Origin of the sequence: Isoptericola sp. F-RaC21, assembly GCF_038593535.1 — a bacterium.
GTDB lineage: Bacteria > Actinomycetota > Actinomycetes > Actinomycetales > Cellulomonadaceae > Isoptericola.
In genome coordinates, this window is sequence record NZ_JBCFYX010000002.1 from 549359 (window position 1) to 575743 (window position 26385).

Sequence of the window (26385 nt, forward strand, 5' to 3'; positions counted from 1 at the left end):
CGCGATCAGGAGTCGTAAGCGTCCTTGACGACGAGCACCGGCACGGGGGAGTCGAGCAGCACCCGCTGCGTCGTCGTCCCGATGAGGAAGGTGCCCGCGCTGGACCGCTTGCGCGACCCGAGGACGACGAGCGTCGCGCCGGCCGCCTCGGCGGCGTCGAGGATCGCGTCCGCGGGCTCGGTGCCGGAGGTGCGGCGGGTGACGGGCTGGACCTCGACGCTCCCCGCGGCCTCGGAGAGCAGGCCGTCGAGCGGGTCGCCGTCGGCGGGGTCGTCCGACCGGGCGAGGTGGACCACGTGCAGGGGGAGCCCCCGCCGGGCCGCCTCCGCGATCGCCGTCCGGACGGCCGCCTCACCGTGGGGCGACGGGTTGTAGGCCACGAGCACCGTCATGCGCACACTCTCGCACACCGGGGGAACCTCGCGCCGGTCCGGGCCGTTGTCACCACCAGCCGACGAAGGAGCAGCGCACCATGCAGTGTCCGCACGACCAGTCCGTCCTCGTGATGACCGAGCGCAAGGGCGTCGAGATCGACTACTGCCCGCAGTGCCGCGGAGTGTGGCTCGACCGGGGCGAGCTCGACAAGATCATCGACCGATCCATGGAGGCCGAGATCGCCGCCGAGGCGAGGGTCGCCGGAGCCGCGCCTGTCGGGCCTCCGCAGGCGGCGCACGGGGCCCCGGCTCCGGCTGGCTACCCGCCTGAGCTGCGTGGCGACGAGCGCCGGTACGACGAGCGGGGCTACGACGGGTACGACCGGGGTCGCGACCAGCGCTACGACGGCCGCGGGTACGACCCGCGCCGCGACCAGTACCGCCGCAAGAAGAAGAAGGAGTCGTTCTTGGGCGACCTCTTCGATTTCTGACCGAGTCCCTGTGCTCGGCCAAAAGTCGAGGTCGACGACGCCGCACCGACCCAGGTGGAGCGGTCCGGTACCTCGTCCCACCGGTGCGACGCGAGTAGCGCACGGTCGACGTGCCTGAAGACGGGCGCACCGCGGATGCACAGCCCCCAGAAGAGCAGGCGGTCGCAGTCCACGCAGTCCAGGTAGCTGACGATCGTGTACTTCGAGTCGGTGGCGAACAGGTCGACCATGTCGGTCAGCGGCACGTCGCCGGCTACCTCGCGCATCCGACCGACGGCGACGCGCTCGTGCAGGGCCGCCGTGGTGGCGGCGATGTCGATGTCGTGGGGCGGCGCACCGTCCGAGCGGACCAGTGCCGAGTCACAGGTCGGGCACCTCATCGCGGTCGCCACCCTCACGAGTCCGTCGGTGGGCCGGTTCTCCCGGCCGTGCTGTCGGACCGGGTCGTGGCGGGTGCCATCCGTCGCCCTTCGTCGAGACGTGTCGCGCCGGCGCCGTCGATCCTTGTCGGCCCGGTCCTACTTCGCGAGCTGTTCGCGCACCTGCCGCTTGGCGCGCGTGAGCATGCCCGCCATGCCGTTGAGGCGCAGCGGGCTGACGGCGCGGGTGAGCCCGATCATCAGCGGGAAGTCGTCCGGGACGTCGAGCACCTGCTGCGCCGAGAGCCCGGACAGGCCCTGGGCGAGGATCGACGCGAACCCGCGGGTGGTGGGCGCCTCCTGCGGCGCGGTGGCGTAGAAGTGCACGACGTCGCCGTCCACCTCCGCGAACGCGCGCACGGGGGACTGGCACTCCTCGACGGCCTCGAGCAACCCGGGGGCGCTCTCGTACCGGGGCGGCAGGCCCGGGAGCTCGCGGGAGAACTCGAGCAGGAGCTGCAGCCGGTCGCGCTCGGGCAGCGCGAGGAACTCCTCGCGGATCTCGGCGAGCGGCTCGGGCAGGGTGACGGCGTCGGTCATGGCTCCAGTGTCGCTCAGGGTGGGAAAGGTCGAGCTCGCGCGAGGTAGTTCGAGACGGCGCGAGGTAGTTCAGATCCCGCCGAGGCCGTGGACCGGACCACTACCTCGGCAGGAGCTGAACTACCTCGGCAGCTTCGGAACTACCTCGCGCAGAGGGCTCGGAGGGTCAGGCGGCCTGCTGCTGCTTGACGCTCGCGGGCACGTCGCCGGGCTCGGAGCCGGCGACGATCGGCACGCGGACGGCGTTGCCCCACTCGGTCCAGGAACCGTCGTAGTTGCGGACGTCGTCGATGCCGAGCAGGTAGCGCAGCGCGAACCAGGTGTGGCTGGAGCGCTCGCCGATGCGGCAGTAGGTGATCACCGAGTCGCCGGCGGTGAGGCCGAGGCCGCCCTCCTGGTAGATCGCCTCGAGCTCGGCGCGGGTCTTGTAGGTGCCGTCCTCGGCGACCGCGGTGGCCCAGGGGACGTTGCGGGCCGAGGGGATGTGGCCGCCGCGCAGCACGCCCTCCTCCGGGTAGTCCGGGATGTGCAGGCGCTCGCCCGAGAACTCCTGCGGGGAGCGGATGTCCACCAGCGGGCCGTTGCCGAGGTGGGCCAGCACGTCCTCCTTGAAGGCGCGGAACGTGGTGTCGTCGCGCTCGACGACGGGGTAGTCGCCGCGGGCGGGGGAGGGCACGTCGGTGGTGAGCTCGCGGCCCTCGGCCACCCACAGGTTGCGGCCGCCGTCGAGCAGGCGGACGTCCTCGTGGCCGAACAGGGTGAAGACCCAGGCCGTGTACGCGGCCCACCAGTTGTTCTTGTCGCCGTACAGCACGATCGTCGTGTCGCGGGAGATGCCGCGGCTCGCGAGCAGGTCGGCGAAGCCGGCGCCGTCGAGGTAGTCGCGCTCGACCGGCTGCAGCAGGTCCGTGTGCCAGTCGATCTTCACGGAGCCGGGGATGTGCCCCGTCTCGTAGAGCAGCACGTCCTCGTCGGACTCCACGACCACCAGGCCCGGGGTGTCGAGGTTCTCGGCGAGCCACGACGTCGTCACGAGGCGCTCGGGGTGCGCGTACTCGGCGAGGCGCGGCGTCGGGTCGGTGGGTGCGGGCATGAGGTTCCTCCATCGGTGCGGCGTGGAGCGCCGGGTGCAGTAGTCGTAGCCACTCTAGGAACTGGATCACCTGCGGCGACAGTCCGCGTCCAGAATGTGGGACCACGATGCGAGACGTGCGACATCTGCCGGAAACGCCCGCGATACGGAAGTGTGATTCCAAAATGGTTGTGGTGTCCGTCACCGGGTGCTAGCGTCGCGAATGCCAACGGCGGGCCCGGGCCGAGCTGAGGTCGACGACGACGTCAGCCCGGTGGTCGACGAGATCGATCCGACACCGGCAGCTATCTACCAGGCGGCATGAAGGACAACTCGCCTGCAGCGACCCGCCGAGCGCCCGGTCTCCACCGGGACCTCGAGGGGCCGACGGACCCGAGCACCCGGGGGCCGCTGCCCGAACCGTGGAGACTCACCATGGACCGCAATGCCGTGATCAACCCGCAAGCACCCCGCACGGCCGTCGCCCCGGCCATCCCTCCGGCCGCAGCACACCTCGAGAAGGCCGTCTCCCTGGCCGTCGACAGCGTGGCGAACGCGGGCGGCCCCTTCGGCGCCGTCGTCGTGACCCGCGACGGCCGCGTCGTCGAGGGGAACAACCGCGTCACCCAGGACAACGACCCCACCGCGCACGCCGAGGTCACCGCCATCCGGCGGGCCTGCGCCGAGCTCGGCACGTTCGACCTGTCGGGGGCCGTCCTCTACTCGAGCTGCGAGCCGTGCCCCATGTGCCTCGCCTCCGCCCTGTGGGCGCGCGTGGACGCCGTCGTCTTCGCCGCCGACCGCCACGACGCGGCCGCTGCCGGGTTCGACGACGCCGCGTTCTACGACTTCTTCGCCTCCCGGCTCCAGGACCTGCCCGAGACCCGGGCCGGCGCGGGGCTCATGACGGTGCGCCACGAGCGCACGCCGTCCGCCGTCGCGCCGTTCGACGCGTGGCGCGTCCTCGAGACCCGTGTCGACTACTGACGCGCGGGCCGGAAAGGACACAAGGACGTGACCATCCTGGGAACGCGGCGGGACACCGCCGAGAACGACAAGACGCCCTCCGCGAGCGCCCGCCGCGGCGTGCTGGAGCGGCTGTTCAAGATCACCGAGCGCGGCTCGACCACCGGACGCGAGATCCGTGGCGGGCTGGTGACCTTCTTCGCGATGGCGTACATCGTCATCCTCAACCCCCTCATCCTCGGCGGCACCAGCGCCGAGAACGCCCCGACCGACGTCGCGGGCGGCTGGCTCGCGACGGCCCAGGTGGGCGCCGTCACCGGGCTCGCGGCGGGCGTGCTGACCATCCTGTTCGGCCTCGTCGCGAACCTGCCGTTCGCGCTCGCGGCCGGGCTGGGGATCAACTCGTTCCTCGCCGTGGCCGTCGTCGGCGACGTGACCTGGCCCGAGGCGATGGGCCTCGTGCTCATCAACGGCGTGCTCATCGTGCTGCTCGCCGCGACCGGCGCGCGGTCGGCGATCTTCAACGCCGTCCCGCGCCAGCTCAAGGCCGCGATCACCGTGGGCATCGGGCTGTTCATCGCCTTCATCGGCTTCGTCGACGCCGGCTTCGTCACCCCCACCGAGGGCGGCCCGCCGGTGCAGCTCGGCGACGGGGGGTCGATCACCACCGTCCCGACGATGATCTTCGTCTTCGGGCTGCTGCTCATGGGGATCCTCGTGTCCCGCGGGGTGAAGGGCGGGCTGCTCATCGGCCTGGTCGGCACCACCGTCGTGGCGATCGTCGTGGAGGCCGTGCTCCAGCTCGGGCCCGCGAGCGAGGACAACCCGGGCGGCTGGAGCCTGTCCGTGCCGGCGCTGCCCGACACGCTGGTGTCGGTGCCCGACCTGTCGCTGCTGGGGCAGTTCAGCTTCGGCGCCTTCGACCGCATCGGGGCGCTCGCGGCCACGATGCTCGTGTTCACCCTGTTCTTCACGAACTTCTTCGACGCGATGGGCACGATGACGGGCCTCGCCAAGCAGGGCGGGCTCGCCGACGCCGACGGGAACTTCCCCCGCATCAAGTCGGCGCTGGTCGTCGAGGGCGTGGGCGCCGTCGTGGGCGGCGGGACGTCGTCGTCGTCGAACACGGTGTTCGTGGACTCGGCGGCGGGCGTCGGGGAAGGGGCGCGCACCGGCCTGGCGTCGGTCGTGACCGGCGGCCTGTTCCTGGCCGCGATGTTCCTCACGCCGCTCACCGCCGTCGTGCCGATCGAGGTCGCCAGCGGCGCCCTCGTGGTGGTCGGCGCGATGATGATGCGGGAGATCAAGGAGATCGACCTGGGCGACTTCTCCGTCGCCCTGCCGGTGTTCCTCACGGTCGTGACCATGCCGTTGACGTACTCCATCGCCAACGGCATCGGGATCGGCTTCATCACGTGGGTGCTGCTGCGGTTCGCCTGCGGCCGGGCGCGCGAGGTGCACCCGCTGCTGTGGGTGGTCGCGGCCGGCTTCCTCGTGTACTTCGTGCGCGGCCCGCTCTCGGCGGCGCTGGGCGCCTGACCCCTCGCCGGTCGAGCCTGTCGAGACCCGAGGGCCTCGACAGGCTCGACCGACAGGGACGGAGGAACCTGATGCTTACCCTGGTCGACCAGCTGGCCGAGTGGCTCGCACCCGGCGCGCCGCCGTTCGCCGTCGCGACGGTGGTCGGCGCGTCCGGCTCGGTGCCGCGGCCCGTCGGCACCGCGATGGCGGTACGCGCCGACGGTGCCGTGATCGGCAGCCTCTCCGGCGGCTGCGTGGAGGGGGCCGTGCACGCGGCCGCGCTCGACGCGATCGCGGTCGGCGAGTGCCACCGCGAGTCCTTCGGCTGGTCCGACGACGACGCGTTCGCCGTCGGGCTCACCTGCGGCGGCAGCCTCGAGGTGCACGTGCAACCCGTGCGGCCCGGCGACGACGGCGACCCTGCCGCCGTCGCCCTCGCCCGACTGGCCGCGGGCGGCGGCGCCCCCGCCGCGCTCGTGCGCCGCCTCGACGTCGCGCGGCCCACCGCCGTCGTCCTGGGGGACTTGTCAGGGCCAGGAGCGCCAGAACCTGCGTGTGGTCCTGACAACTCTGACCGCCGTGAGCTGTCAGGGCCAGGAGCATCAGAACCTGCGCGTGGTCCTGACAACTCGTTGCGGGGGCTCGTGGACGACGGCGCGCTGCCGGCGGTCTCCGCCCAGGTCGCGGCGGTGCTGCGCGCGGGCGGCGCCGCCACCGTGCACGCGGCGCCCGGGGTGGCCGACGGCGCGTGCGACGACGGCGCCCCGGAGGAGCCCGTGACGCTCCTCGTCGAGACCCGGCTGGCCCCGCCGCGCTTCGTCGTCGTGGGCGCCAACGACTTCGCCGGCGCGCTCGTACGCGCCGTGCACCTGCTCGGGTACCACGTGACGCTCGTCGACGCCCGGGAGGTGTTCGCCGCGCCGCGGCGGTTCCCGCAGGCGGACGAGGTGGTCGTGGACTGGCCCGACCGGTACCTCGCCGGCGAGGCGGCCGCCGGGCGCCTCGACTCCCGCACCGCCGTCGCCGTCCTCACCCACGACGTGAAGTTCGACGTCCCGACCCTGCGGCTCGCGCTCGGGCTGCCCTTGGCGTACGTGGGCGCGATGGGCTCGCGCCGCTCGCACGCGCAGCGCCTGCAGGCGCTGCGCGACGAGGGGGTGCCCCCCGACCGGCTGGCGCGGCTGCGCTCGCCGATCGGCCTGGACCTCGGCGCCGTGACGCCGGAGGAGGTGGCGGTGTCCGTCGTCGCCGAGCTCGTCGCGGTGCGCTACGGCCGCGACGCCGCCGTCCCGCTGAGCCGCACGGACGGGCCGCTGCACGCGGCACCCGACCCCACCCTCGGCACGGCCCCCAGCGCCACCCCCAGCACGACCCCGAGCAAGGAGCGATCCCGGTGGACATGAACACCGTCACCGACCTGGTCCCCACCGCCGACCCCGCCGACTGGCGCGAGGGCGACGCGTGGCTGGCCGGCGGCACCGTCCTGTTCTCGTACGGCAGCCAGACACTGCGCCGGCTGCTCGACCTCACCAGCGCCGGCTGGCCCGCGCTCACGGTGACCGACGAGGGGCTGGAGATCGCCGCGACCTGCACGGTCGCCGAGCTCTACGCCTTCCCGGACGCCGCGGCGTCGGCGCCCGTGCGGGACGCCTGGCGCGCGCTCGACCTCGTGCGCCCGTGCTGCGACGCGTTCGTCGCGTCGTTCAAGATCTGGAACACCTCGACCGTGGGCGGCAACGTCGCGACGTCCCTGCCGGCGGGCCCGATGACGTCGCTCACCGCGGCGCTGGACGGCGTCGCCGAGGTCTGGGGGCCGGGCGGCGCCCGGCGGACGCAGCCCGTGGCCGAGCTGGTGACGGGGGAGATGCGCAACACCCTCGCGCCGGGCGAGCTGCTGCGCGCGATCCGGGTCCCGGCGGCCGCGCTGCGCGCCCGCACCGCGTTCCGGCGGCTGTCGCTGTCGAACCTCGGCCGGTCCGGGGTGCTGCTGATCGGCCGTCTCGACGCGCCCGCGGACGGCGGCGAGCTCGTGATCACCGTGACCGCGTCGACGCGCCGGCCCGTGCAGCTGCGGTTCGCCGCCGGCGCGCACCCCGACGCCGCGGGCCTGGTGGCCGCGATCGACGACGCGATCGGCTTCGGCCTCTACCACGACGACATCCACGGCCTGCCCGAGTGGCGCCGGGACATGACTTACCGGCTCGCGGAGGAGATCCGCCGCGAGCTGCTCGACAGCACCACCGACGGAGGCCGGCGATGACCGACGCGACCACCCGCCCCACGACCCCGCCGGCCACGTCGTCGCCCAGGCTGCGCGTGGACGGCCGCGACGTGGACGCCGAGCCGCGCGCCGGGCAGTGCCTGCGCACGTTCCTGCGCGAGCAGGGCGCGCTGGGCGTGAAGAAGGGCTGCGACGGTGGCGACTGCGGCGCGTGCACGGTGCACGTCGACGGGGTGCCGGTGCACAGCTGCGTGTACCCCGCGCGGCGCGCGGCCGGGCGCGACGTCACGACGATCGCGGGCCTCGCGGCCACGGCCGAGGAGCCCACGACGGACGGGCTGCACCCCGTGCAGCAGCGCTTCCACGACGCGCAGGGCTTCCAGTGCGGGTTCTGCACGGCGGGCATGATCATGACGGCGGCCACGTTCGACGACGACCAGCGCGGGAACCTGCCCCGCACCCTCAAGGGCAACCTGTGCCGCTGCACGGGCTACCGGGCGGTCGCCGACGCGGTGCTCGGCGACGACGCCTGCGGCACGGCGCACCCGGCCGGGGCCGCGCCCTGCGACCACGCGCACGACGAGTGGACGCCGCGGCGCTCCCGTGGCGCCGGGGACCGGACGACGGACGCCGCCGCGGCCGGCGCGACGCCGGGCACCGCGTTCGGCACGTCGGAGCCGGCGCCCGCGAGCCGGGGGGTGGTGACCGGGCAGGTGCGCTACACGCTCGACGTCGACCCGGGGGACTACCCGGGGCTGCTGCACCTCAAGCTGGCGCGGTCGCCGCACGCGCACGCGCGGATCCTGTCGATCGACGCCTCGGACGCGCTCGCCGTCCCCGGGGTGGAGGCGGTGCTCACGCACGAGGACGCGCCCGCCGCACGGTTCAGCACGGCCCAGCACGAGCTGTGGACGGACGACCCCGACGACACCCGCATCCTCGACGACGTGGTCCGGTACGTCGGGCAGCGCGTGGCCGCCGTCGTCGCCGGCTCGGTGGCCGCCGCGGAGGAGGGGGTGCGCCGGCTGCGCGTCGAGTACGAGGTGCTGCCGGCCCTGATCGACCCCGAGCGGGCGATGGCGCCCGGGGCCCCGCTCGTGCACCCGGACCTGGACGCCGCGACGGCGCGGGTCTCGCGGCCGGGGGCGAACGTCGTCGCCGAGCTGCACAGCGAGCTGGGCGACGTCGAGGCGGGCCTCGCGGAGGCCGACGTCGTGCACGAGGCGACGTACCGCACGCAGCGCGTGCAGAACGCGGCGCTCGAGACGCACGCCGCGATCGCGTCGTTCGACGACGACGGGCGGCTCGTGGTGCGCTCGTCCACGCAGGTGCCGTTCCTGGCCCGCCGCCACCTGGCGCGCGTGCTCGACCTGCCGATGGATCGCGTGCGCGTGTACTGCGAGCGCGTGGGCGGCGGCTTCGGCGGCAAGCAGGAGGTGCTGGTCGAGGACGTCGCGGCGCTCGCGGCCTTGCGGCTCGGCCGGCCGGTGCAGCTCGAGCTCACCCGCACCGACACGTTCGTCGGCACGACGACGCGCCACCCGTTCCGCATCCGGGTCCGGGCGGGCGCCCGCCGCGACGGCACCCTCACCGCGCTGCACCTCGACGTGCTGAGCAACACCGGCGCGTACGGCAACCACGGGCCGGGCGTGATGTTCCACGGCTGCGGGGAGTCGATCGCCGTCTACACGTGCGCGAACAAGAAGGTCGACGCGCACGCCGTGTACACGCACACGCTGCCGTCGGGCGCGTTCCGTGGCTACGGGCTGAGCCAGATGATCTTCGCCGTCGAGTCCGCGATGGACGAGCTCGCCCGGCAGCTCGGCCTGGACCCGCTCGAGCTGCGGCGCCGCAACGTCGTGCACCCGGGCGTGCCGATGCTGTCCACGGCGGCCGAGCCCGAGGAGGACGTGCTGTACGGCAGCTACGGGCTCGACCAGTGCATCGAGCTGGCCGACGACGCGCTGGCCCGCGGCCGGGCGCGCGACGTCGCCGCGTACGGTGCGGACCCCGACGACCCGACGCGCCCGTGGCTCGGGGAGGAGTGGGGCGTCGGCGAGGGCACCGCGGTGTCGATGATCGACACCGTGCCGCCGCGCGGCCACGTGTCGCACGCCCGCGCCCGGCTGCGCCCGGACGGGGTGGTCGAGGCCGAGGTGGGCACGGCCGAGTTCGGCAACGGCACCACGACCGTGCACGCGCAGCTCGTGGCCAGCGCTCTGGGCCAGCGGGCTGCCGACGTCGTGGTGCGGCAGTCGGACACCGACCTGGTCGAGCACGACACCGGCGCCTTCGGGTCCACCGGGACCGTCGTGGCGGGCAAGGCGTCGCTGGCGGCGGCCACGGAGCTCGCCGAGCGGGTGCGGGTGGTCGCGTCGTCGCTCACCGGGACCGCGCCGGCGGACTGCCGGCTGGTGCCGGGCGGCGTCGCGTACGAGGGCGGCGTCGTGCCCCTGGCCGAGGTGGCCCGGCATGCCCACGACGCGGGCGTGCGGCTCGAGGCCGAGGGCCGGTGGGGCGGCACGCCGCGGTCGGTGGCCTTCAACGTGCACGGCTTCCGCGTGGCCGTGCACCGCGGCACGGGCGAGATCCGCATCCTGCAGAGCGTGCAGGCGGCCGACGCGGGCGAGGTCGTCAACCCCCGCCAGTGCCGCGGGCAGGTGGAGGGCGGCATCGCGCAGGCCCTCGGCGCGGCGCTGTACGAGGACGTGGTGATCGACGACGCCGGCCGCGTCACGACCGACATCTTCCGCCAGTACCACCTGCCCACGTTCGCGGACGTCCCGCGCAGCGAGGTGTATTTCGCGCAGACCTCGGACTCCACCGGGCCGATGGGGGCGAAGTCGATGAGCGAGAGCCCGTTCAACCCCGTCGCCCCGGCGCTCGCCAACGCGCTGCGCGCCGCCACGGGCGTGCGGTTCACGGAGCTCCCGCTCTCCCGCGACCGGGTGTACCTGGGGATGAAGGCCGCCGCGACGCCCTGACCGAACGTTGTGGGTGGGCGTTTGGCCCTGTTTCGCGCCTGAAGCAGGGCCAAACGCCCGCCCACAACGATCAGGCGAGCAGGTCGAGGTCGGCCTCGGTGTCGACGTCGCGGCCGTCGCCCGGGTGCGTGACGACGTCGATGAGATCGGCATGCGCGCGCAGGAAGGCCCGCGCCCCCGCGTCGCCGACGGCGCTCGCGGCCGCCGGGCGGGCGAGCGCGGCGTCCAGCACGAGGGGGTGCGACCAGCGTGGTCCCTGCGGGCCGGGGGCCGGGCCGTCCGCCCAGCGGGAGGCCGTGACGCGGCCGGGCCGGTGCGCCGCGACGAGACGCGCGACGTCGGCGGGCTCGACGCCGGGCTGGTCGACGTGCGCGACGACGACGCGCGCGGGTGCCTCGCCGTCGCGCGGAGCCAGCGCGGCCGCGACGCCCGACCGGAGCGACGACGCCATGCCGGTGGACCAGTCCGGGTTGAGCACGACGCGCAGGCCGGGGGCGTCGAGCGCGCACGCGGCGCGCACGCGGTCCGCCTCGGCCCCGAGCACGACGACGACCTCGTCGCAGCCGCCGTCGAGCAGGACGGCGCCGACGTGCTCGACCAGGGGCCGGCCGCCGTCGTGGCCCAGCGGCAGGAGCGCCTTCGGGCCGCGACCGAGGCGGGTGCCCGCGCCGGCGGCGAGCAGGACGGCGACGGTGGCTCCCGTCACGAGGCCTGGCCGCGCCGGGCGTCGTAGCGCTGCTGCGCGGCGCTGACCTCGTCGACGGCGCCCTCGAGCACGTCGATGAGGCCGACGAGCCGGTCGGCGACCTGCCGGCCGAGGTCGGTCAGCGAGTACTCGACGTGCGGGGGGATGGTGGTGCGCACCTCGCGGGCGACCATCCCGTCGCGCTCGAGCGCCTGGAGGGTCTGGGCGAGCATCTTCTCGCTCACCCCGTCGATCCGGCGGCGGAGCGCGTTGAAGCGCACCGCGCCGTCGCGCAGCCCGGTGACGGTGAGGACGCCCCATCGCCCGGTGACGGCCTCGAGCGCCTGGCGCGACGTGCAGCCGCGGGAGAAGACGTCGGCGATCATCGCGTCGGTAGGGCCCGGGTCGGCCTGCTCGACGGCGGGGGAGTCGGTGGTCACCGGCCCAGGATACGGCGCAAACCTCTGGCGAGCACTGTGACGAAGGATGCACCGTCCAACAGTTGGCACTGTCGAAAAGTAAGCGCATGCTGTCGGGGTGGCCCTGACGGGTCACGTCCAGACGTCTTCGAAGGGGAGCACCACCATGACCATCGCCGTCACCGGAACCAGCGGCCACCTCGGCCGCCTCGTCGTCGAGTCCCTCCTGGCCCAGGGCGCCGCGCCCGCCGACGTCGTCGCCCTCGCGCGCAGCACGGACAAGGTCTCCGACCTCGCCGGGCGCGGCGTCGTCGTCCGCGAGGCCGACTACGACCGCCCCGAGACCCTCGCACCGGCGCTGGACGGCGTGGACGTCCTCGTGCTCGTCTCCGGCTCCGCCGTCGGCGAGCGGGTGCGCCAGCACGGCGCCGTCATCGACGCGGCGAAGGGCGCCGGGGTCCGCCGGGTCGTCTACACCAGCGCCCCGCACGCCGACTCCTCGCCGCTGGTCCTCGCTCCCGAGCACAAGGCGACCGAGGAGCTCCTCGCCGCGTCCGGCCTGTCCACCACGCTGCTGCGCAACGGCTGGTACACGGAGAACTACGTCGGCGACGTGCAGCAGGCGCGCGAGACCGGCGAGATCGCGCACAGCGTCGGCGACGGCCGCGTGGCCAGCGCGAGCCGCGCGGACTTCGCCGAGGCGGCGGCGGTCGTCGCCCTGGACGCGCAGCGCGACGGCGCCCACGACGGCGCCGTGTACGAGCTGTCCGGCGACGTGGCGTGGGACTTCGACGAGCTCGCCGCCACCGCCGCCGAGATCCTGGGCCGCCCGGTGACCTACCGCCGGCTCACCCCGGACGAGCACCGCGAGCAGCTGCTCGCGGCCGGCCTCGACGAGGGCACCGCCGGGTTCGTCGTCGCGCTCGACGGCAACACGCGCGACGGCCTGCTCGGCGAGACCTCGGGCGACCTGTCCCGCCTGATCGGCCGTCCGACCACGCCGCTGGCGGACGGGCTGCGCCAGGCCCTCACGGCCTGAGGCCCGGCCGGCCCGTCGGGGCCCGCACCCCGGACGGGCCGGTGCCCGCGACCCGCGACTCCCTACACTCGCCCGGTGCGTCGTGTGCTGAGCCGGTGGGTGGATCCGTTCGTCGTCACGCTCGTCGTGGTGATGCTGCTGGGGCTGGTGGTGCCCGTCGGCCCGGGCGCGCAGCGGGTCGTCGACGTCGCGGCCGACGTCGCGGTGACCCTCCTGTTCCTCGTCTACGGCGCGCGCCTGTCGACCCGCGAGGTGTGGGCGGGGCTGCGCAACTGGCGCCTGCAGGGCGGCATCCTCGTCGCCACCTACGTGGTGTTCCCGGTGCTCGGGCTCGTCGTCGCGTGGGCGATCACGCCGCTGGTCGGCGCGCCGCTGGCCGCCGGGATGCTGTACCTGTCGCTGCTGCCGTCCACGGTGCAGTCGTCGGTGGCGTTCACGTCCGTGGCGCGCGGCAACGTCGCGGGCGCGATCTGCGGCGCCACCGTGTCCAACGTGCTCGGCATGGTGCTCACCCCGCTGCTGGTGCTGTGGCTCATGACCGACGCCGAGGGATCCGGCGCCGCCACGGCGGGCCACGGCCTCGACGGGTTGCAGACCGTGCTGCTGCAGCTGCTGCTCCCGTTCGTCGTGGGGCAGCTGCTGCAGCCCTGGGTGGGCGACGCGGTCCGCGCCCGCCGCTGGCTCACCCTGTCCGTCGACCGCGGCACCATCCTGATCGTCGTGTTCTCGGCCGTGGCGGCCGCGAGCTCGGCCGGCGTGTGGGCGGGCACGTCCGGGTGGTCGATCGTGGCGCTGCTGGTGGTGAGCGGGGTCTTCCTGGCGATCATGCTCGGGCTCACGTGGTGGGGCGGGGCCGCGCTCAGGCTGCCGGTCGAGGACCGGATCGCGCTGCTCATGTGCGGGTCCAAGAAGTCGCTCGCCACCGGCCTGCCCATGGCGAGCGTGCTGTTCCCGGTCGCCGCGGCCGGCGTCATCGCCGTCCCGGTGATCATCTTCCACCAGCTCCAGCTCGTGGTCTGCGCGGTGCTCGCGCGCCGTCTCGCGCTGCGCGACTGAGCCGGCGGGCCGCGGACCACCGGCGCAAGGGCAGCCCGTACCGGTCGGCGATGTCGATGCTGACCTTCTACCTCAACCCGGCCGGGACGAACCTCCCCGCGTCGCAGAGCGACGTCCTCGAGCGGGCGAAGGACGAGCTGCGCAAGGCGTTCGGCCGGGACCGACGCTCAGGACCGACGCCTGAGACCGAACGCCGGTCGTCAGGCGAACGCGACCCCGGTGAGCTCCTCGGACAGCGACCACAGGCGCGCGGCGTCGTCGTCGCGCCGGAGCGGGGCCCAGAGCCGCTGGGGCCCGGGCGGGCCGCCGAGGTGCCCCGGCCACCCCGGACCGTAGAAGCCGCCGTCCTGCGCCTCGGGCGAGGCCGCCGCCAGCAACGCGGGCAGGGCGGCGCTCTCGACGGTCCCGACCACGAGACCGTGCGCCGAGAGCCAGCGGATGACGCGCACGGCCCGCGTGTCCCCGGCGCGGCCGACCTCGGGACGGGCGGCGAGCAGGCTCGTGGGCGCCACCCCGGGGTGCGAGACGGTGCTCGTGATGCCCCAGCCCCCGGCGCTGCTGCGGCGGGCGAGCTCGAGGCCGAACAGCCCGCAGGCGAGCTTCGACTGCGCGTAGGAGCGCCGGCCGTCGTACCGGCGCTCCGCGTTCGGGTCGTCCCACAGGATCGTCCCGCGGCGGGCGGCGACGCTCGACTGCGTCGTGACCCGCGCGCGGCCTGCCCGCAGCAGCGGCAGCAGGCGGGCGGTCAGCGCGAAGTGGCCCAGGTGGTTGGTCCCCAGCTGCAGCTCGAAGCCGTCGACGGTGACCTGCCGCTCGGGCGGCGTCATGACGCCCGCGTTGTTGACCAGCAGGTGGATCGGCGCACCCTCGGCCTGCAGGCGCTCGCCGAGCGCCGCGACCGAGGCCAGGGAGGCCAGGTCCAGCTCGTGCAGGACGAGCCGCGCCGACGGGTGCTCGGCGCGGATCCGGTCGACGGCGGCCTCGCCCTTGCGCGGGTTGCGGACGGGCAGGAGCACCTCCGCGCCGGCGCCGGCGAGCCGTGCCGCGATCCGCAGGCCGACGCCGTCGCTCGCGCCGGTGACCAGTGCTCGTCTCCCGGAGAGGTCGGGCAGGGCGATGTCGTGCTCGGTGCGTGTCATGTGAGCCACCGTGCCCGACGGCGAGGGGGTGATCCAGGGTCTGACGATCCGTGGCTGCGCGGTCCGGCCCTAGACTGGCCCGCACGCACCGGACGACGACGTCGGGAGGTCGCGGTGGGACGCTCGGTCACCTCGGTGGCGCGCGGGGACGCGGCCCGCGCGGCAGGTGTGCGCCGTGACCCGCGGACCGTGCGCGCCGCGTACGAGCGGTTCCTCGGCACGGGCGAGCCCCCCGGCGGGATCGACCCTGTCGTCGCCGACTCGTGGCGCCGCTCGCTGCGCAGCGGCGTCGACCCGGACACCCCGCACCCGCAGGTCGCGCTCGCCGACACCGAGCTCGCCGCGTACCGCGCCGCCCACCCGCTCGCCGCCGTCATGCCCGTCGTGCGCGAGCTCGTCGTCGACGGCGCGGCGGACGACGGCCTGGTCGTCGCCGTCTCCGACGAGATCGGCCGCCTGCTGTGGGTCGAGGGGAACCGGCGGCTGCGCGGCACGGTCGACCGGGTCGGCTTCGTCGAGGGCGCGGTGTGGGGCGAGGAGAGCGTCGGGACCAACGCGCCGGGCACGGCGATCGCCACCCGCCGGGCCGTCCAGGTGATCGGCGCCGAGCACTTCTCCCGTCCCGTCCAGGAGCTGAGCTGTGCCGCGGCGCCCATCCGCGACCCGGCCACGGGGCAGGTGCTCGGCGTCCTCGACGTCACCGGCCGGCGTGCCGCGGCGACGCACGTCGTGCTGTCGCTCGTGCGGGCCACCGTCGCCACGGTGGAGCGCGAGCTCGCCACCCGCGCCGCCGCTGTCCGCCCGGCCGGGGCGGCCGACATTGACCTCCGGGTGCTCGGCCGCCCCGCGCTGCGCGGTGCCGCGGGCGACCGCCCGCTGTCGCTGCGGCACGCCGAGATCCTGCTGCTGCTCGCCGAGCACCCGCGCGGCCTGGCCGCCGACGAGCTCGCCGTGCTGCTGCACCCCGGGGAGCTGTCCGACGTCACGGTGCGGGCCGAGGTGTCCCGGCTGCGGCACGTGGTCGGCGCGCTGCTCGCGGGGTCGCGGCCGTACCGGCTCGCCCACCCTCTGCGCACCGACGCGGACGTCGTGCGCGCGGCCCTCGCCGCGGGCGACGTGCGCGCCGCCGCCGACCGGTACGCCCCGCTGCTGCCGCGGTCCGTCGCGCCCGGCGTCGAACAGCTGCGCGCGGAGCTGTCGGCCGAGGTGCGCGCCGCCGTCCTGGCCGCCGGCGACCCCGACGCCCTGGACGCGTGGGTGCGCGGGCCCGACGGGAGCGACGACCACGCCGCCTGGACCCGGCTGCTCGCCGCCGCCCCTGCCGGCAGCCCGCAGGCCGTGCGTGCGCGCGCCCGGGTCACGCTGCTCGATGCCGAGCTCTCCTGACCGCGCCCGGTCAGCAGCTCGCGAGCGCGTCCTCGAGGTCATGTCCGGGGCACAGCTCGCGTGTCCAGCGGCCGGCGCCGTAGGGGTCGCCCGTGGTGTCGTGGTAGATCTCCAGGCCGCCCCCGCCGACGCGGTAGTACGTGTACGTCGGGTCGCCCTCCGTCGTCGGTGTCATCACCGAGAGCTCCGCCCCGGACTCCCAGGCGGCGTCGAGGCATTCCCGCGCGTCGTTCGGGACGCCACCGCCCTGCACACCGTGCTCGACCTGCCCGCACGACGCGAGCCGGTCGCGCAGCGCGAACCGGGCATGGGTGGTGCCACCCGGCGTGAGGGCGACGAGCCCGGCCCCGACCGCGGCGGCCACCCCGACGCCGACGAGCCACCGCGTCCCGTTCCTCACGATCGTCTCCCCTCCCGACCGGCCTCCCGAAGGTCCACGCCCTGATCCTGCTGGCGGGGCGGGTCGATGTCCACGGCGACGACGTCCTCGAACGGTCCTGCAACGGAGCTGCAACCCTCGCCGCCGTACGGTCGCCGCAACGCGGCGCGACGAGGCGCCGCACGTGCGAGGAGGCAGCATGACCGTCTACGCAGCCCCCGGTCAGCCCGGGGCGATCGCCGAGTACCGAGCCCGGTACGACCACTGGATCGGCGGCGAGTACGTGCCGCCGGCGAGCGGGCAGTACTTCGAGAACCCCAGCCCGGTCACCGGGCAGACCTTCACCGAGGTGGCCCGCGGCACCGCCGACGACATCGAGCGCGCCCTCGACGCCGCCCACGGCGCGGCCCCCGCGTGGGGGCGCACGTCCGTCACCGAGCGCGCGAACGTCCTCAACAAGATCGCCGACCGGATGGAGGCGCACCTCGAGGAGATCGCGGTCGCCGAGACGTGGGAGAACGGCAAGCCGGTGCGCGAGACGCTCGCCGCCGACATCCCGCTCGCCATCGACCACTTCCGCTACTTCGCGGGAGCCATCCGGGCGCAGGAGGGGTCGATCTCGGAGATCGACGAGGACACGATCGCCTACCACTTCCACGAGCCGCTCGGCGTCGTCGGGCAGATCATCCCGTGGAACTTCCCGATCCTCATGGCCACGTGGAAGCTCGCCCCGGCGCTCGCGGCGGGCAACGCCGTCGTGCTCAAGCCGGCCGAGCAGACGCCCGCGTCGATCCTGTTCCTCATGGATCTCATCGGCGACCTGCTGCCGCCCGGCGTGGTCAACGTCGTCAACGGCTTCGGCGTCGAGGCGGGCAAGCCGCTCGCGTCGAGCTCCCGCATCCGCAAGATCGCCTTCACCGGCGAGACGACGACCGGCCGCCTGATCATGCAGTACGCGTCGCAGAACATCATCCCCGTGACGCTGGAGCTGGGCGGCAAGAGCCCGAACATCTTCTTCTCGGACGTCGCGTCGGCCAGGGACGACTACTACGACAAGGCGCTCGAGGGGTTCACGATGTTCGCCCTCAACCAGGGCGAGGTGTGCACCTGCCCGTCGCGCGCGCTGATCCAGGCCGACATCTACGACCAGTTCCTCGGCGACGCCCTCGAGCGCACCAAGGCCGTGAAGCAGGGCAACCCGCTGGACACCGACACGATGATCGGCGCGCAGGCCAGCAACGACCAGCTCGAGAAGATCCTGTCGTACATCGACATCGGCAAGGCCGAGGGGGCGAAGGTCCTCACCGGCGGTGGCCGCGCCGAGATGGAGGGGGACCTCGCGGGCGGCTACTACGTGACCCCCACCGTCTTCGAGGGCAAGAACTCCATGCGGATCTTCCAGGAGGAGATCTTCGGGCCGGTCGTGTCGGTGACGGAGTTCGCGGACTTCGACGACGCCATGAAGATTGCCAACGACACGCTCTACGGGCTCGGCGCCGGCGTCTGGTCCCGCCAGGGCGAGACGGCGTACCGGGCCGGCCGCACCATCGAGGCCGGGCGCGTGTGGACGAACTGCTACCACGCGTACCCCGCGGCGGCCGCGTTCGGCGGGTACAAGGGCTCCGGCGTCGGGCGCGAGAACCACAAGATGATGCTCGACCACTACCAGCAGACCAAGAACCTGCTGGTCAGCTACTCGGGCCAGAAGCTCGGGTTCTTCTAGGCCGGCGACGAAACCTGCGAGGGAGGGGTCGATGACCGACGACACGATCTCCCGTGTCGCCGTGACCGACGCCGCGGCCGGGCTCCTCGCCCGGCTGCGGCGCCAGCACGGCGAGCTGATGTTCCACCAGTCCGGCGGCTGCTGCGACGGGTCCAGCCCCATGTGCTACCCGGACGGCGACTTCCTGCTCGGCGACGCCGATGTGCACCTCGGCGACCTCGTCGTGACGGACGGCCCGGACGACGCCCCCGGCGCGACGGGCGAGGAGTTCACCGTGCCGGTCTGGATGAGCCGCGCCCAGTTCGAGTACTGGCGGCACACACACCTGACGATCGACGTCGTGCCGGGACGCGGCTCCGGGTTCAGCGTCGAGGCGCCCGAGGGCGTGCGGTTCCTCATTCGCTCGCGGCTGCTCACCGACGCGGAGTGGGGGGCGCTGGACTGACCCTCGGTCCCACGATATGGGACGTGGCGGCTCGGGCATAGAGATCGACGGCGGGCCGGGGGTACGGTCCGCTCGTCCGCACCCCCGTCCCGAGGAAGCCGTCGTGACCACCGTCGCCCCCGTCCGTCCGAAGCGTTCCCTGCGCGCGCCCGCCCCGACGAGCGCGCCCGCCCCGGCCGCGCCTCCGGCGCCCCCGGTGTCGCGGGTCCCGCTGACCGTGAGCGGCGTCGTCGGAGTCGCGCTCGTGGCCTGGACCGCGGCGCAGCACGGAGCCAAGCCCGCCGCGCTGCTCCTGCTCGGCATCGGCCTGGGAGTGGCGCTCTTCCACTCGCGCTTCGGCTTCACGTCCGCGTGGCGGCGCCTCGTGGCCGTCGGGAACGGCGTCGGGCTGCGCGCGCACACCGTGCTGCTCGGCGCCACGGCGGTGCTGTTCGCGCTGATCATCGGCTCCGGCGCCGGGCTGTTCGGCTCCGTGCCCGCCCCCAGCGCTGGCACCATCGGCGTGGGCCTGCTGCTCGGGTCGTTCCTCTTCGCGATCGGCATGCAGGTGGGCGGCGCGTGCGCGTCCGGCACGTTGTTCGCCGTCGGCTCGGGCCAGACGTCGATCGTGCTCACGCTCGGCGGGTTCGTCGTGGGGTCGACGCTCGCCGCGTGGCAGGCACCGCTCTGGCAGGACCTGCCCGCGTTCGAGCCGGTGCTGTTCGCCGACTGGTTCGGCGGCAGCGGCTGGGCGTGGGCCGGGTCCCTCGCCGTCACGCTCGCGCTGCTGACGCTGGTGTGGATCGCCTCGCGCGTCGTCCAGGCGCGTCGCACCCCGCCGCCAGAGGGTGCCGTCCCGTCCGCCCGCACGCCGTGGGCGCGCGTCGTGCGCGGGTCGTGGCCCCTGGTGGTGGGCGCCCTCGTGCTCGCGGTGCTCGGCGGTCTGGTGATGCTCGTCTCCGGGGGTGCCTGGGGGATCACCAGCGCCTTCGCGCTGTGGGGCTCGAAGCTCGTCGGGCTGCTCGGCGGAAACCCCGAGGCCTGGGCGTACTTCCAGCCGGAGCCACAGGCCACGGCGCTCGCCGGACCGGTGCTCACCGACAAGACGAGCCTCACGGACATCGGCATCATCGTGGGTGCGGCGCTCGCCGCGTCGGCCGCCGGCGTGTGGAAGCTGCACACCCGGGTGCCCGCCCGGCTGGCGCTCGGCGCGGTGCTGGGCGGCATCGCCATGGGCATCGGCGCACGCATCGCGGGCGGCTGCAACATCGGTGCCTACCTCGCCGGCATCGCCTCCGGCTCGGCGCACGGCTGGATCTGGGGCGCGGTCGCGCTCCTCGGCACCTGGGTGGGGCTCCGCCTGCGGCCCCTGTTCGGTCTCGGGGTCCCCGCGCCGCGCGACAGCGTCTGCTGAGAGCCGGGCACCACCGGGGTCCCGCCTACCAGCCGGCGAACCGCCCGACAGCCACGAACGCGGCCGCGAGCAGCAGGAGCACGTTGACCCACAGCTGCGCCAGCTCGCGCCGGCGGACGTGCACCGAGATCGCCAGCACCTGCAGCACCACCAGGCAGGTCGCGGCCGTCGGCGTGAGCCAGGGCTGGACGCCGGTAGCCAGCGGCAGCACCAGGCCGAGAGCGCCGGCGATCTCCGCCAGGCCGATGAGGCGCACCACGAGCACCGGGAAGTCCTCCACCCATCCCATGGCGGAGCGGAGCCGCTCGCGGCTGCGGGTCAGCTTGACGAAGCCCACCGCCAGGTAGAGCAGGGCCAGCAGCCCGGCGGCGACCCACAGTCCGATGTTCATCCGGTGCCTCCTCGCGGCAACACTCGTCGGCGGGGCGGCGGCGATGCCTGTGTCGTGCACGGTGCGGAGCGGCGACGCCGTCGTGCCTGCTGGGAACCTAGCGCGGGGACGACGCGACGGGAACGACCACGCCCGTGGTGTCGGAGGGTCGGCGCCCGATATGTTCTCCCGGTGACCCGAGAGACCCTCCCCTCCCTGTCGGCGCTGCCCGCGTGGCTCGTGCCGTCCGTGTACCTGCACTGGTCGGCCGACTGGCTGACCGAGTCCGTCGCCATCGCGACCCGCTCGCCGGAGCACCGGCTGCCGGGTGGCCCCGACGGCCCGCAGCGGGGGGACGTGGTCGTCACGGTGCTCGGCGACGCCGGCGTGGTCGCCGCCGTCGAGCTCATGGGCGCCAGCGACGGCGAGAGCTGGGTGAGCGACGACCTGTTCGGCCCGGACCGGCCCATCGTCTGGGCCGACCTGTTCGAGGGCGCGGACGCCTACACCGGCTCGTCCGGCTGGCTCCCGCCCGAGCACGCGCGGCTCGTGCTCGACGGCGTCGCCGAGCAGTTCAAGGGCGGCCCCGTGCACACGCTGGACCCGGGCGACTGCGGCGCCGGCGCCACCGCCCCCGACGTGCACGCGCTGCGCATCCTGGGGCACCGCGCCGTGACCGGCTGGGCGATGCGCCGCGAGGAGCGGTGCGCCACCTGCGAACGGTTCGTCGACGTGCACCGCATGCAGGCCCACGACGACGGCGCCGTCCGGCTCGGCACCACGACGGCCGGCGGGCGCACGCTCGAGCAGCTCGTCCGCGACGTGCACCTGCTGTGCGGGCAGTGCCATGACCTGCTGCACGCCCACACCGTGGCGTCGCAGCGCGCGAGGATGCGCCCGCAGTGCCCCGGCTGCGGCGCCCGCGGCAAGACGAAGCGGATCGTGTGGGGCATGACGTTCCAGGACGACGTGATGAACGCCGAGCCCGACGTCGTGTACGGCGGCTTCGAGGTGCCCGTGCCCACGCCCGAGTGGTACTGCACCGAGTGCCACGCGAACTTCGCGAGCAGCGTCATCGCGTCCCGCGCCCTCACCCCCGCCGACCCGGGCGGCGCGAACGCGCTGCCCGCCACCGGGTCGCTCACGGTGGTGCCGGACCTGCCGGAGGACGAGCCCGCGGCCTGACCTCAGGCCGCGGCCGTCGCGGCGGCGCGCCGTCTCCGGCGCACGAGCCCGTGCTCCGCGGGCGGGACGAACGGCGCGAGCAGCAGCGGCATGCCGGCCTCCAGCGGCGTGCGGTCGGCCTTGCGCCCGTTGCACGGCTCGCACGCCGCGACGAGGTTGAGCCACGACGAGTCGCCGCCGCGGGAGCGGGGGATCACGTGGTCGACCGTTTCCGCCGGCCCGCCGCAGTAGGCGCACGCGCCGTCGCGGCGCTTCACGCCGTCCTTGGTGACTGCGGGCCGGCCCGCGCTGCGGTAGCGCCAGCGCATCGCGACGTACCGCACCAGCCGCAGCACGCGGGGCATCGGGTACGGGCCGAAGCGGTGGCCCTCCACCGCCTCCTCGACCACCGCGACCTCGCGGACCAGCATCGTGATGGCGTGCTTGACCGACACACGGTGCAGGGGCTCGTAGCCCGCGTTGAGCACCAGGACGTCGGCCACGGCTCCGCTCCCTCCAGCCCGTCTGTCCAGCGGTCCGGTAGCGTGTGTGAATCCGGTCACAGCATGCTGCCGAGGTGAAAGTATGCCGCCGAGGCGCGGAAGTCCAGGGCAAAGGCCGACCGGACGGGCGATGACGGAGGATCCCATGCGGCTCAGCGTCAACATCTTCACCTCGCTCGACGGGGTCGTGCAGGGCCCGGGCGGGCCCGAGGAGGACACCCGCGGCGGCTTCACCGAAGGCGGCTGGTTCGTCCCGTTCACCACCGACCCGGTCTTCGGCCAGGTTGTGGACGGCTGGTTCGCCGAGGTCGACGCCTTCCTGCTCGGCCGCACCACCTACGACATGTTCTGGGCGTCCTGGGGGCAGGTCACCGACCCGGACGACGCGCTCGCCGCCCGCATCGACGCCGGCCCGCGCTACGTCGTGTCCTCGACCCTGACCGACCCCGAGTGGGCCGGGACCACCGTGATCGACCCCGCCGACCTCCCCGGCGCGGTGCGGGCGCTCAAGGACGGCCCGGACGGCGAGCTCCAGGTGCACGGCAGCGCACGCCTGGCCAGCACCCTGCACGACCTGGGGCTCGTCGACGTCTGGCGCCTCGTCGTCGCGCCCGTCGTGGTCGGCTCCGGAACACGCCTGTTCGACGACGGCGCCGCGCCCTCCGGCTTCGACGTCACGCGGTCGCGGGTCGGCGACAGCGGGCTGGTGTTCCTGGAGCTCGAGCCGCGGCCGCTGCAGCACGGCACGGCGGACGTCGTCGACGGCGCGCAGTCGGTCCGGACGGAGGACTGAGCTCACGCGTCGTCGAGCGCCAGCGGCCGTACCTGGCCGCCGGCGGCGACGAAGAACCCGCGCAGCCGCACGCCCTGGGCGTCGGCCTGCTCGCGCAGGTCGCAGTTCCAGGCGCGGTCGTCGGCCGTGAGCGTGGCGTCGCCGGGGCGCTCGAGGACGACGACGGCGCAGCCGCCGGGCGCCTCGTCGTCCACGACGCTGCGCAGCACGGTGCCCAGCCCGACGAGGGCGGCGGGGTCCGGTCGGCGGGGCACGTCGTCGATGGGCAGGGCGAGGCCGAGCAACCGGTCGTCGGCGTCGAGCCAGGTGACGGTGAGGGTGCGCCGTCGCGGGTGGGTGCCTCCGGCGAGGAAGTGGGCGAGCTCCAGCAGCTCGGCGTCGTCGGCGACCTGGTCGCCCGGGCGGAACGGGGTGATGGTGTCCATGCACCGTCACCCTGCCGCACCGGGGCGACCGCCCGTCGGGGTTATCCACAGGCCCGGCGGGCGGTCAGGTCGCCAGGAGCTCTGCCAGCTCGACTCGACCCAGGAAGTCCGCCCAGCCGGCCGGCGTCGTCCCGAAGCGCTCGTCGACGGCGGCGCGGTCCGCGCCGTGGTCGAGCAGCAGCCGCGCGTCGTCCAAGGAGCCGCCGGACGCCGCGAAGTGCAGCGCCGTCGCGCCGTCGTCGGCCGGGACCGTGACCGGGAAGCCGCGCGCCACGAGCGACCGTACCGCCTCCCAGCGGCCGAGGCCGGCCAGCTCGACGAGCAGCGTCGGGTGCCGGTCGGGCAGGTCGCCCAGTCCGCCGTCGAGCCGCAGCATCCGCTCGAGGTCGGCCGCGGTTCCCCCGAGGGCCACCGCGACGACAGGGTCGCGGCGCAGGCGCTGCGCGCCGTAGAGGTCGCGCAGCAGGCAGATCTCGGCCCCGTGCGCCATCGCCTCACGGTTGAGGTGCACCACGAGCGCGGCGAGCGAGTCCTGTGCGTACGGCCCGCCGCGCGGCCCGAGCGGCGCGGTGAGCGCGTCGTCGTCGAGCCGCGAGAGATTGTCGCGCCACAGCTCGTAGCCCTCGCGCAGCAGGTCGAGGCCGCCCGCGGCCGTGAGGGGCAACGGCTCCGGCCAGTGCCGGTCGTCGAACATGTCGGCGTCGGCGGGTGCGGGAGTGGGGCCGAAGAACGCCCGGCCTCGCTTGCCCCAGACGTCGCGCCCCAGGTGCGCGGCGCGCCAGGCGATGGTCGTCACCGGTGGCACGGGCGGGTCCACCGGCGTCTGCTCGAGCCGGACGGTGCCGTCGTCGTCGGGTCGCAGGCTCCACGCGCCGTCGACCGGCTCCCAGAGGTACTCGTCGTCGGCCAGCCCCTGCAGCCGTGGCCACAGGTGCGCGTCCCAGTAGAACTCGACCTGGCCCAGCAGCAGCTCGCGCACCGTCGTCGTCATCCCCCGATCGTGCCTGAGGCGACGCCGAACAGGCGGTTGACACCGTTATCGCGGCCGACGGGCCGCGATAACGGTGTCAACCGCCTGTTCGGCGATGGACCGGGGCGAGCTCAGCCGGCCAGGTAGCGGGCGTACGCGCCGGTGGTGAGGAACGGCGGGAACTCCTCGCCCAGCGCCACCTCGCGGAACAGGGCCGCGGCGTCGTCGAATCGGTCGCCGGCGGACCGCGGGAGGCCGCGCAGGACGTCGCGCAGCACGGCCTCGCAGCGCACGCGGGTGATGGGCAGGCCGTCGTCCGTCGTCGTGCCGGACGCGACCCACTGCCACACCTGCGACCGGGAGATCTCGGCCGTGGCCGCGTCCTCCATGAGGTGGTCGATCGCCGCCGCGCCGGTGCCGCGCAGCCACGACTCGATGTACCGCAGCCCCACGGACACGTTGGTCCGCAGCCCGGCCGCCGTGACGGTCGCGCCCCCGCGTCGCGCCGACGCGACGTCGAGCAGCTCCGCCTGGCCCACCTCGACGTCGTCGCGCCGGCGGTCGACCTGGTTCTCGCGCTCGCCGAGCACCTCGTCGAACGCGCCGCGCGCCACCTCGACCAGGTCGGGGTGCGCCACCCAGGTGCCGTCGAAGCCGTCGTGGGCCTCGCGCGTCTTGTCGGCCCACACCTGCTCGACGGCGCGCTCGGTCACCTCGGGGGAGCGCCGGTCGGGGATGAAGGCGCTCATGCCGCCGATGGCGTGCGCCCCGCGCTTGTGGCACGTGGCGACCAGCAGCTCCGTGTACGCCCGCATGAACGGCGCCGTCATCGTCACCTGCCCGCGGTCGGGCAGCACGTACGACGACCCCCTCTTCCGGAAGCACTTGATGACGCTGAACAGGTAGTCCCACCGCCCGGCGTTGAGCCCGGCGCAGTGGTCGCGCAGCTCGTAGAGGATCTCCTCCATCTCGAACGCGGCCGGCAGCGTCTCGATGAGGACGGTCGCGCGGATGGTGCCGTGGGGGAGACCCAGCGCCTCCTGCGCCGCCTCGAAGACCTCGTTCCACAGCCGCGCCTCGCGGTAGCCCTCCAGCTTGGGCAGGTAGAAGTACGGCCCGCGCCCCCGGGAGACCAGCTCGTGGGCGTTGTGGAACAGATACAGCCCGAAGTCGACCAGCGACCCCGACGCCGGCTGCGTCGACCCGTCCGGCCCGGTGTACGCCAGGTGCGACTCGAACAGGTGCCAGCCGCGCGGGCGGAAGACGATCGTCGGCAGCTCCGTCAGGTCGGTGGAGCGCAGCGCGTACTCCTTGCCCGCCGGGCCGGTGAACGTCAGCGTGCCGCGGATCGCGTCGTGCAGGGCAAGCTGACCCTCCACCACGTTGCGCCACGTCGGGGACTGCGCGTCCTCGGCGTCGGCCAGCCAGCACCGGGCGCCCGAGTTCAGCGCGTTGATCGTCATCTTCGGGTCCGTCGGGCCCGTGATCTCGACCCTCCGGTCGGCGAGGCCCGGCGCCCCGGCCGCGCCCGCCACCCGCCACGACGGGTCGTCGCGCACCGGCCGGGTGGCGGGGTGGAAGTCGGGGTCCTCGCCGTCCGCGACGCGCCGCATACGGCGCTGCCGCTCGAGCAGCAGGCCGGTGCGGTCGTCGGCGAACCGGTCGTGCAGCATCGCCAGGAATGCCAGCGCCTCCGGCGTGAGGATCTCCTCGTCGCGCGGCCCGAGCGGGGCGGTGACGGTGAGGTGGCCCTCCGCGAGCGACGTGCCGCCCCACACGAACGGGTCGGTCGCGGTGTCGGCGAGCGGCGTGTCGACGGCGGGCACGGGAGCGGTGGTCGGGGACGTGAGCGCGGTCATGGCGTGCCTCCGGTCTGTCGGGGCTGGTCAGGGCGAGCGGGGGAGGGTC

At 74.4% G+C, this 26385-nt stretch carries 26 protein-coding genes and 1 pseudogene; 15 read left to right on the top strand and 12 right to left on the bottom strand.

The window, feature by feature from the left end:
* Window positions 1-5: 5 nt before the first annotated feature.
* Window positions 6-392, bottom strand: a complete 387-nt coding sequence (locus AAG589_RS07905) for a universal stress protein (RefSeq protein ID WP_430566697.1) — start codon at window positions 390-392, stop codon at window positions 6-8.
* A gap of 80 nt (window positions 393-472) precedes the next feature.
* Between AAG589_RS07905 and AAG589_RS07910 the strand changes: the two genes are divergently transcribed.
* Complete coding sequence (locus tag AAG589_RS07910; RefSeq protein ID WP_430566698.1) at window positions 473-865, top strand: TFIIB-type zinc ribbon-containing protein; 393 nt, start codon at window positions 473-475, stop codon at window positions 863-865.
* Between the two features lie 518 nt (window positions 866-1383).
* Here AAG589_RS07910 and AAG589_RS07915 read toward each other — a convergent pair.
* Both AAG589_RS07915 and AAG589_RS07920 read right to left on the bottom strand, forming a co-directional pair.
* A complete protein-coding gene (locus tag AAG589_RS07915; protein WP_430566699.1) occupies window positions 1384-1824 on the bottom strand; it encodes a SufE family protein in 441 nt (146 codons plus the stop codon).
* 166 nt (window positions 1825-1990) lie between these two features.
* Window positions 1991-2917 (bottom strand): sulfurtransferase, encoded by a 927-nt coding sequence (locus AAG589_RS07920; RefSeq protein WP_430566700.1) that lies wholly within the window; start codon window positions 2915-2917, stop codon window positions 1991-1993.
* Window positions 2918-3331: 414 nt separating this feature from the next.
* Here AAG589_RS07920 and AAG589_RS07925 point away from each other — a divergent pair, with 414 nt between their 5' ends.
* The 5 genes from AAG589_RS07925 (at window position 3332) to AAG589_RS07945 (ending at window position 10588) form a co-directional block, all read left to right on the top strand.
* Entirely contained in the window at window positions 3332-3883 is a 552-nt protein-coding gene (locus tag AAG589_RS07925) for a nucleoside deaminase (RefSeq protein ID WP_430566701.1), read from the top strand.
* Between the two features lie 27 nt (window positions 3884-3910).
* Window positions 3911-5401 carry an NCS2 family permease gene (locus AAG589_RS07930; protein ID WP_446719687.1) on the top strand — a complete coding sequence of 497 codons (1491 nt, stop codon included), beginning with the start codon at window positions 3911-3913 and terminating at the stop codon, window positions 5399-5401.
* A gap of 71 nt (window positions 5402-5472) precedes the next feature.
* The gene (locus AAG589_RS07935) at window positions 5473-6786 is read left to right on the top strand and encodes an XdhC family protein (RefSeq protein ID WP_430566702.1); all 1314 of its coding nucleotides are present in this window, start codon (window positions 5473-5475) and stop codon (window positions 6784-6786) included.
* Entirely contained in the window at window positions 6777-7643 is an 867-nt protein-coding gene (locus AAG589_RS07940) for an FAD binding domain-containing protein (protein WP_430566703.1), read from the top strand. Before AAG589_RS07935 ends, AAG589_RS07940 begins: the two co-directional genes overlap by 10 nt.
* Window positions 7640-10588: a molybdopterin-dependent oxidoreductase gene (locus AAG589_RS07945; protein ID WP_430566704.1), complete on the top strand. Its 2949-nt coding sequence runs from the start codon at window positions 7640-7642 to the stop codon at window positions 10586-10588. Before AAG589_RS07940 ends, AAG589_RS07945 begins: the two co-directional genes overlap by 4 nt.
* Window positions 10589-10658: 70 nt before the next feature.
* On the opposite strand, the gene AAG589_RS07950 is transcribed toward AAG589_RS07945, so the two are convergent.
* Entirely contained in the window at window positions 10659-11294 is a 636-nt protein-coding gene (locus AAG589_RS07950) for a nucleotidyltransferase family protein (protein ID WP_430566705.1), read from the bottom strand.
* Window positions 11291-11713, bottom strand: coding sequence for a winged helix-turn-helix transcriptional regulator (locus AAG589_RS07955; protein WP_430566706.1), 423 nt, complete (start codon window positions 11711-11713; stop codon window positions 11291-11293). The genes AAG589_RS07950 and AAG589_RS07955 overlap by 4 nt, the downstream gene beginning before the upstream one ends.
* Window positions 11714-11858: 145 nt before the next feature.
* Here AAG589_RS07955 and AAG589_RS07960 point away from each other — a divergent pair, with 145 nt between their 5' ends.
* The 3 genes and pseudogenes from AAG589_RS07960 to AAG589_RS21235 all read left to right on the top strand — a co-directional run.
* The gene (locus tag AAG589_RS07960) at window positions 11859-12731 is read left to right on the top strand and encodes an SDR family oxidoreductase (RefSeq protein WP_430566707.1); all 873 of its coding nucleotides are present in this window, start codon (window positions 11859-11861) and stop codon (window positions 12729-12731) included.
* Window positions 12732-12806: 75 nt separating this feature from the next.
* Window positions 12807-13787, top strand: a complete 981-nt coding sequence (locus AAG589_RS07965) for a bile acid:sodium symporter family protein (RefSeq protein WP_430566708.1) — start codon at window positions 12807-12809, stop codon at window positions 13785-13787.
* A pseudogene (locus AAG589_RS21235) lies at window positions 13784-13885 on the top strand (DUF3175 domain-containing protein); the annotation flags it as partial. The gene AAG589_RS07965 and the pseudogene AAG589_RS21235, both read left to right, overlap by 4 nt.
* 102 nt (window positions 13886-13987) lie before the next feature.
* On the opposite strand, the gene AAG589_RS07970 reads toward AAG589_RS21235, so the two are convergent.
* Window positions 13988-14926: an SDR family oxidoreductase gene (locus tag AAG589_RS07970; protein WP_430566709.1), complete on the bottom strand. Its 939-nt coding sequence runs from the start codon at window positions 14924-14926 to the stop codon at window positions 13988-13990.
* A 114-nt stretch (window positions 14927-15040) separates the two neighbouring features.
* On the opposite strand from AAG589_RS07970, the gene AAG589_RS07975 reads away from it, so the two are divergent.
* Entirely contained in the window at window positions 15041-16312 is a 1272-nt protein-coding gene (locus AAG589_RS07975) for a GAF domain-containing protein (RefSeq protein ID WP_430566710.1), read from the top strand.
* 10 nt (window positions 16313-16322) lie between these two features.
* Here AAG589_RS07975 and AAG589_RS07980 read toward each other — a convergent pair whose 3' ends face one another.
* Window positions 16323-16712, bottom strand: coding sequence for a hypothetical protein (locus AAG589_RS07980; protein WP_430566711.1), 390 nt, complete (start codon window positions 16710-16712; stop codon window positions 16323-16325).
* A gap of 178 nt (window positions 16713-16890) precedes the next feature.
* Between AAG589_RS07980 and exaC the strand changes: the two genes are divergently transcribed.
* From exaC to AAG589_RS07995, 3 genes are all read left to right on the top strand, one after another.
* Window positions 16891-18414 carry an acetaldehyde dehydrogenase ExaC gene (gene exaC, locus AAG589_RS07985; protein ID WP_430566712.1) on the top strand — a complete coding sequence of 508 codons (1524 nt, stop codon included), beginning with the start codon at window positions 16891-16893 and terminating at the stop codon, window positions 18412-18414.
* Between the two features lie 31 nt (window positions 18415-18445).
* Window positions 18446-18859 carry a DUF779 domain-containing protein gene (locus AAG589_RS07990; protein WP_430566713.1) on the top strand — a complete coding sequence of 138 codons (414 nt, stop codon included), beginning with the start codon at window positions 18446-18448 and terminating at the stop codon, window positions 18857-18859.
* A 103-nt stretch (window positions 18860-18962) separates the two neighbouring features.
* On the top strand, window positions 18963-20252 hold the full coding sequence (locus AAG589_RS07995) for a YeeE/YedE family protein (RefSeq protein ID WP_430566714.1): 1290 nt from the start codon (window positions 18963-18965) through the stop codon (window positions 20250-20252).
* Between the two features lie 25 nt (window positions 20253-20277).
* Here the strand turns inward: AAG589_RS07995 and AAG589_RS08000 are convergent, their stop codons facing one another.
* Window positions 20278-20643, bottom strand: a complete 366-nt coding sequence (locus AAG589_RS08000; RefSeq protein WP_430566715.1) for a DoxX family protein — start codon at window positions 20641-20643, stop codon at window positions 20278-20280.
* A 171-nt stretch (window positions 20644-20814) separates the two neighbouring features.
* Here AAG589_RS08000 and AAG589_RS08005 point away from each other — a divergent pair, with 171 nt between their 5' ends.
* A complete protein-coding gene (locus AAG589_RS08005) occupies window positions 20815-21807 on the top strand; it encodes a hypothetical protein (RefSeq protein ID WP_430566716.1) in 993 nt (330 codons plus the stop codon).
* 2 nt (window positions 21808-21809) lie between these two features.
* Here the strand turns inward: AAG589_RS08005 and AAG589_RS08010 are convergent, their stop codons facing one another.
* Complete coding sequence (locus tag AAG589_RS08010) at window positions 21810-22289, bottom strand: HNH endonuclease (protein WP_430566717.1); 480 nt, start codon at window positions 22287-22289, stop codon at window positions 21810-21812.
* 145 nt (window positions 22290-22434) lie between these two features.
* Here AAG589_RS08010 and AAG589_RS08015 point away from each other — a divergent pair, with 145 nt between their 5' ends.
* Entirely contained in the window at window positions 22435-23082 is a 648-nt protein-coding gene (locus AAG589_RS08015; protein WP_430566718.1) for a dihydrofolate reductase family protein, read from the top strand.
* 2 nt (window positions 23083-23084) lie between these two features.
* Here AAG589_RS08015 and AAG589_RS08020 read toward each other — a convergent pair whose 3' ends face one another.
* The 3 genes from AAG589_RS08020 to aceB form a co-directional block, all read right to left on the bottom strand.
* A complete protein-coding gene (locus AAG589_RS08020) occupies window positions 23085-23507 on the bottom strand; it encodes a hypothetical protein (protein WP_430566719.1) in 423 nt (140 codons plus the stop codon).
* Between the two features lie 64 nt (window positions 23508-23571).
* Entirely contained in the window at window positions 23572-24498 is a 927-nt protein-coding gene (locus AAG589_RS08025; RefSeq protein WP_430566720.1) for a DinB family protein, read from the bottom strand.
* 110 nt (window positions 24499-24608) lie between these two features.
* A complete protein-coding gene (aceB, locus tag AAG589_RS08030) occupies window positions 24609-26336 on the bottom strand; it encodes a malate synthase A (RefSeq protein WP_430566721.1) in 1728 nt (575 codons plus the stop codon).
* Window positions 26337-26385 lie beyond the last annotated feature (49 nt).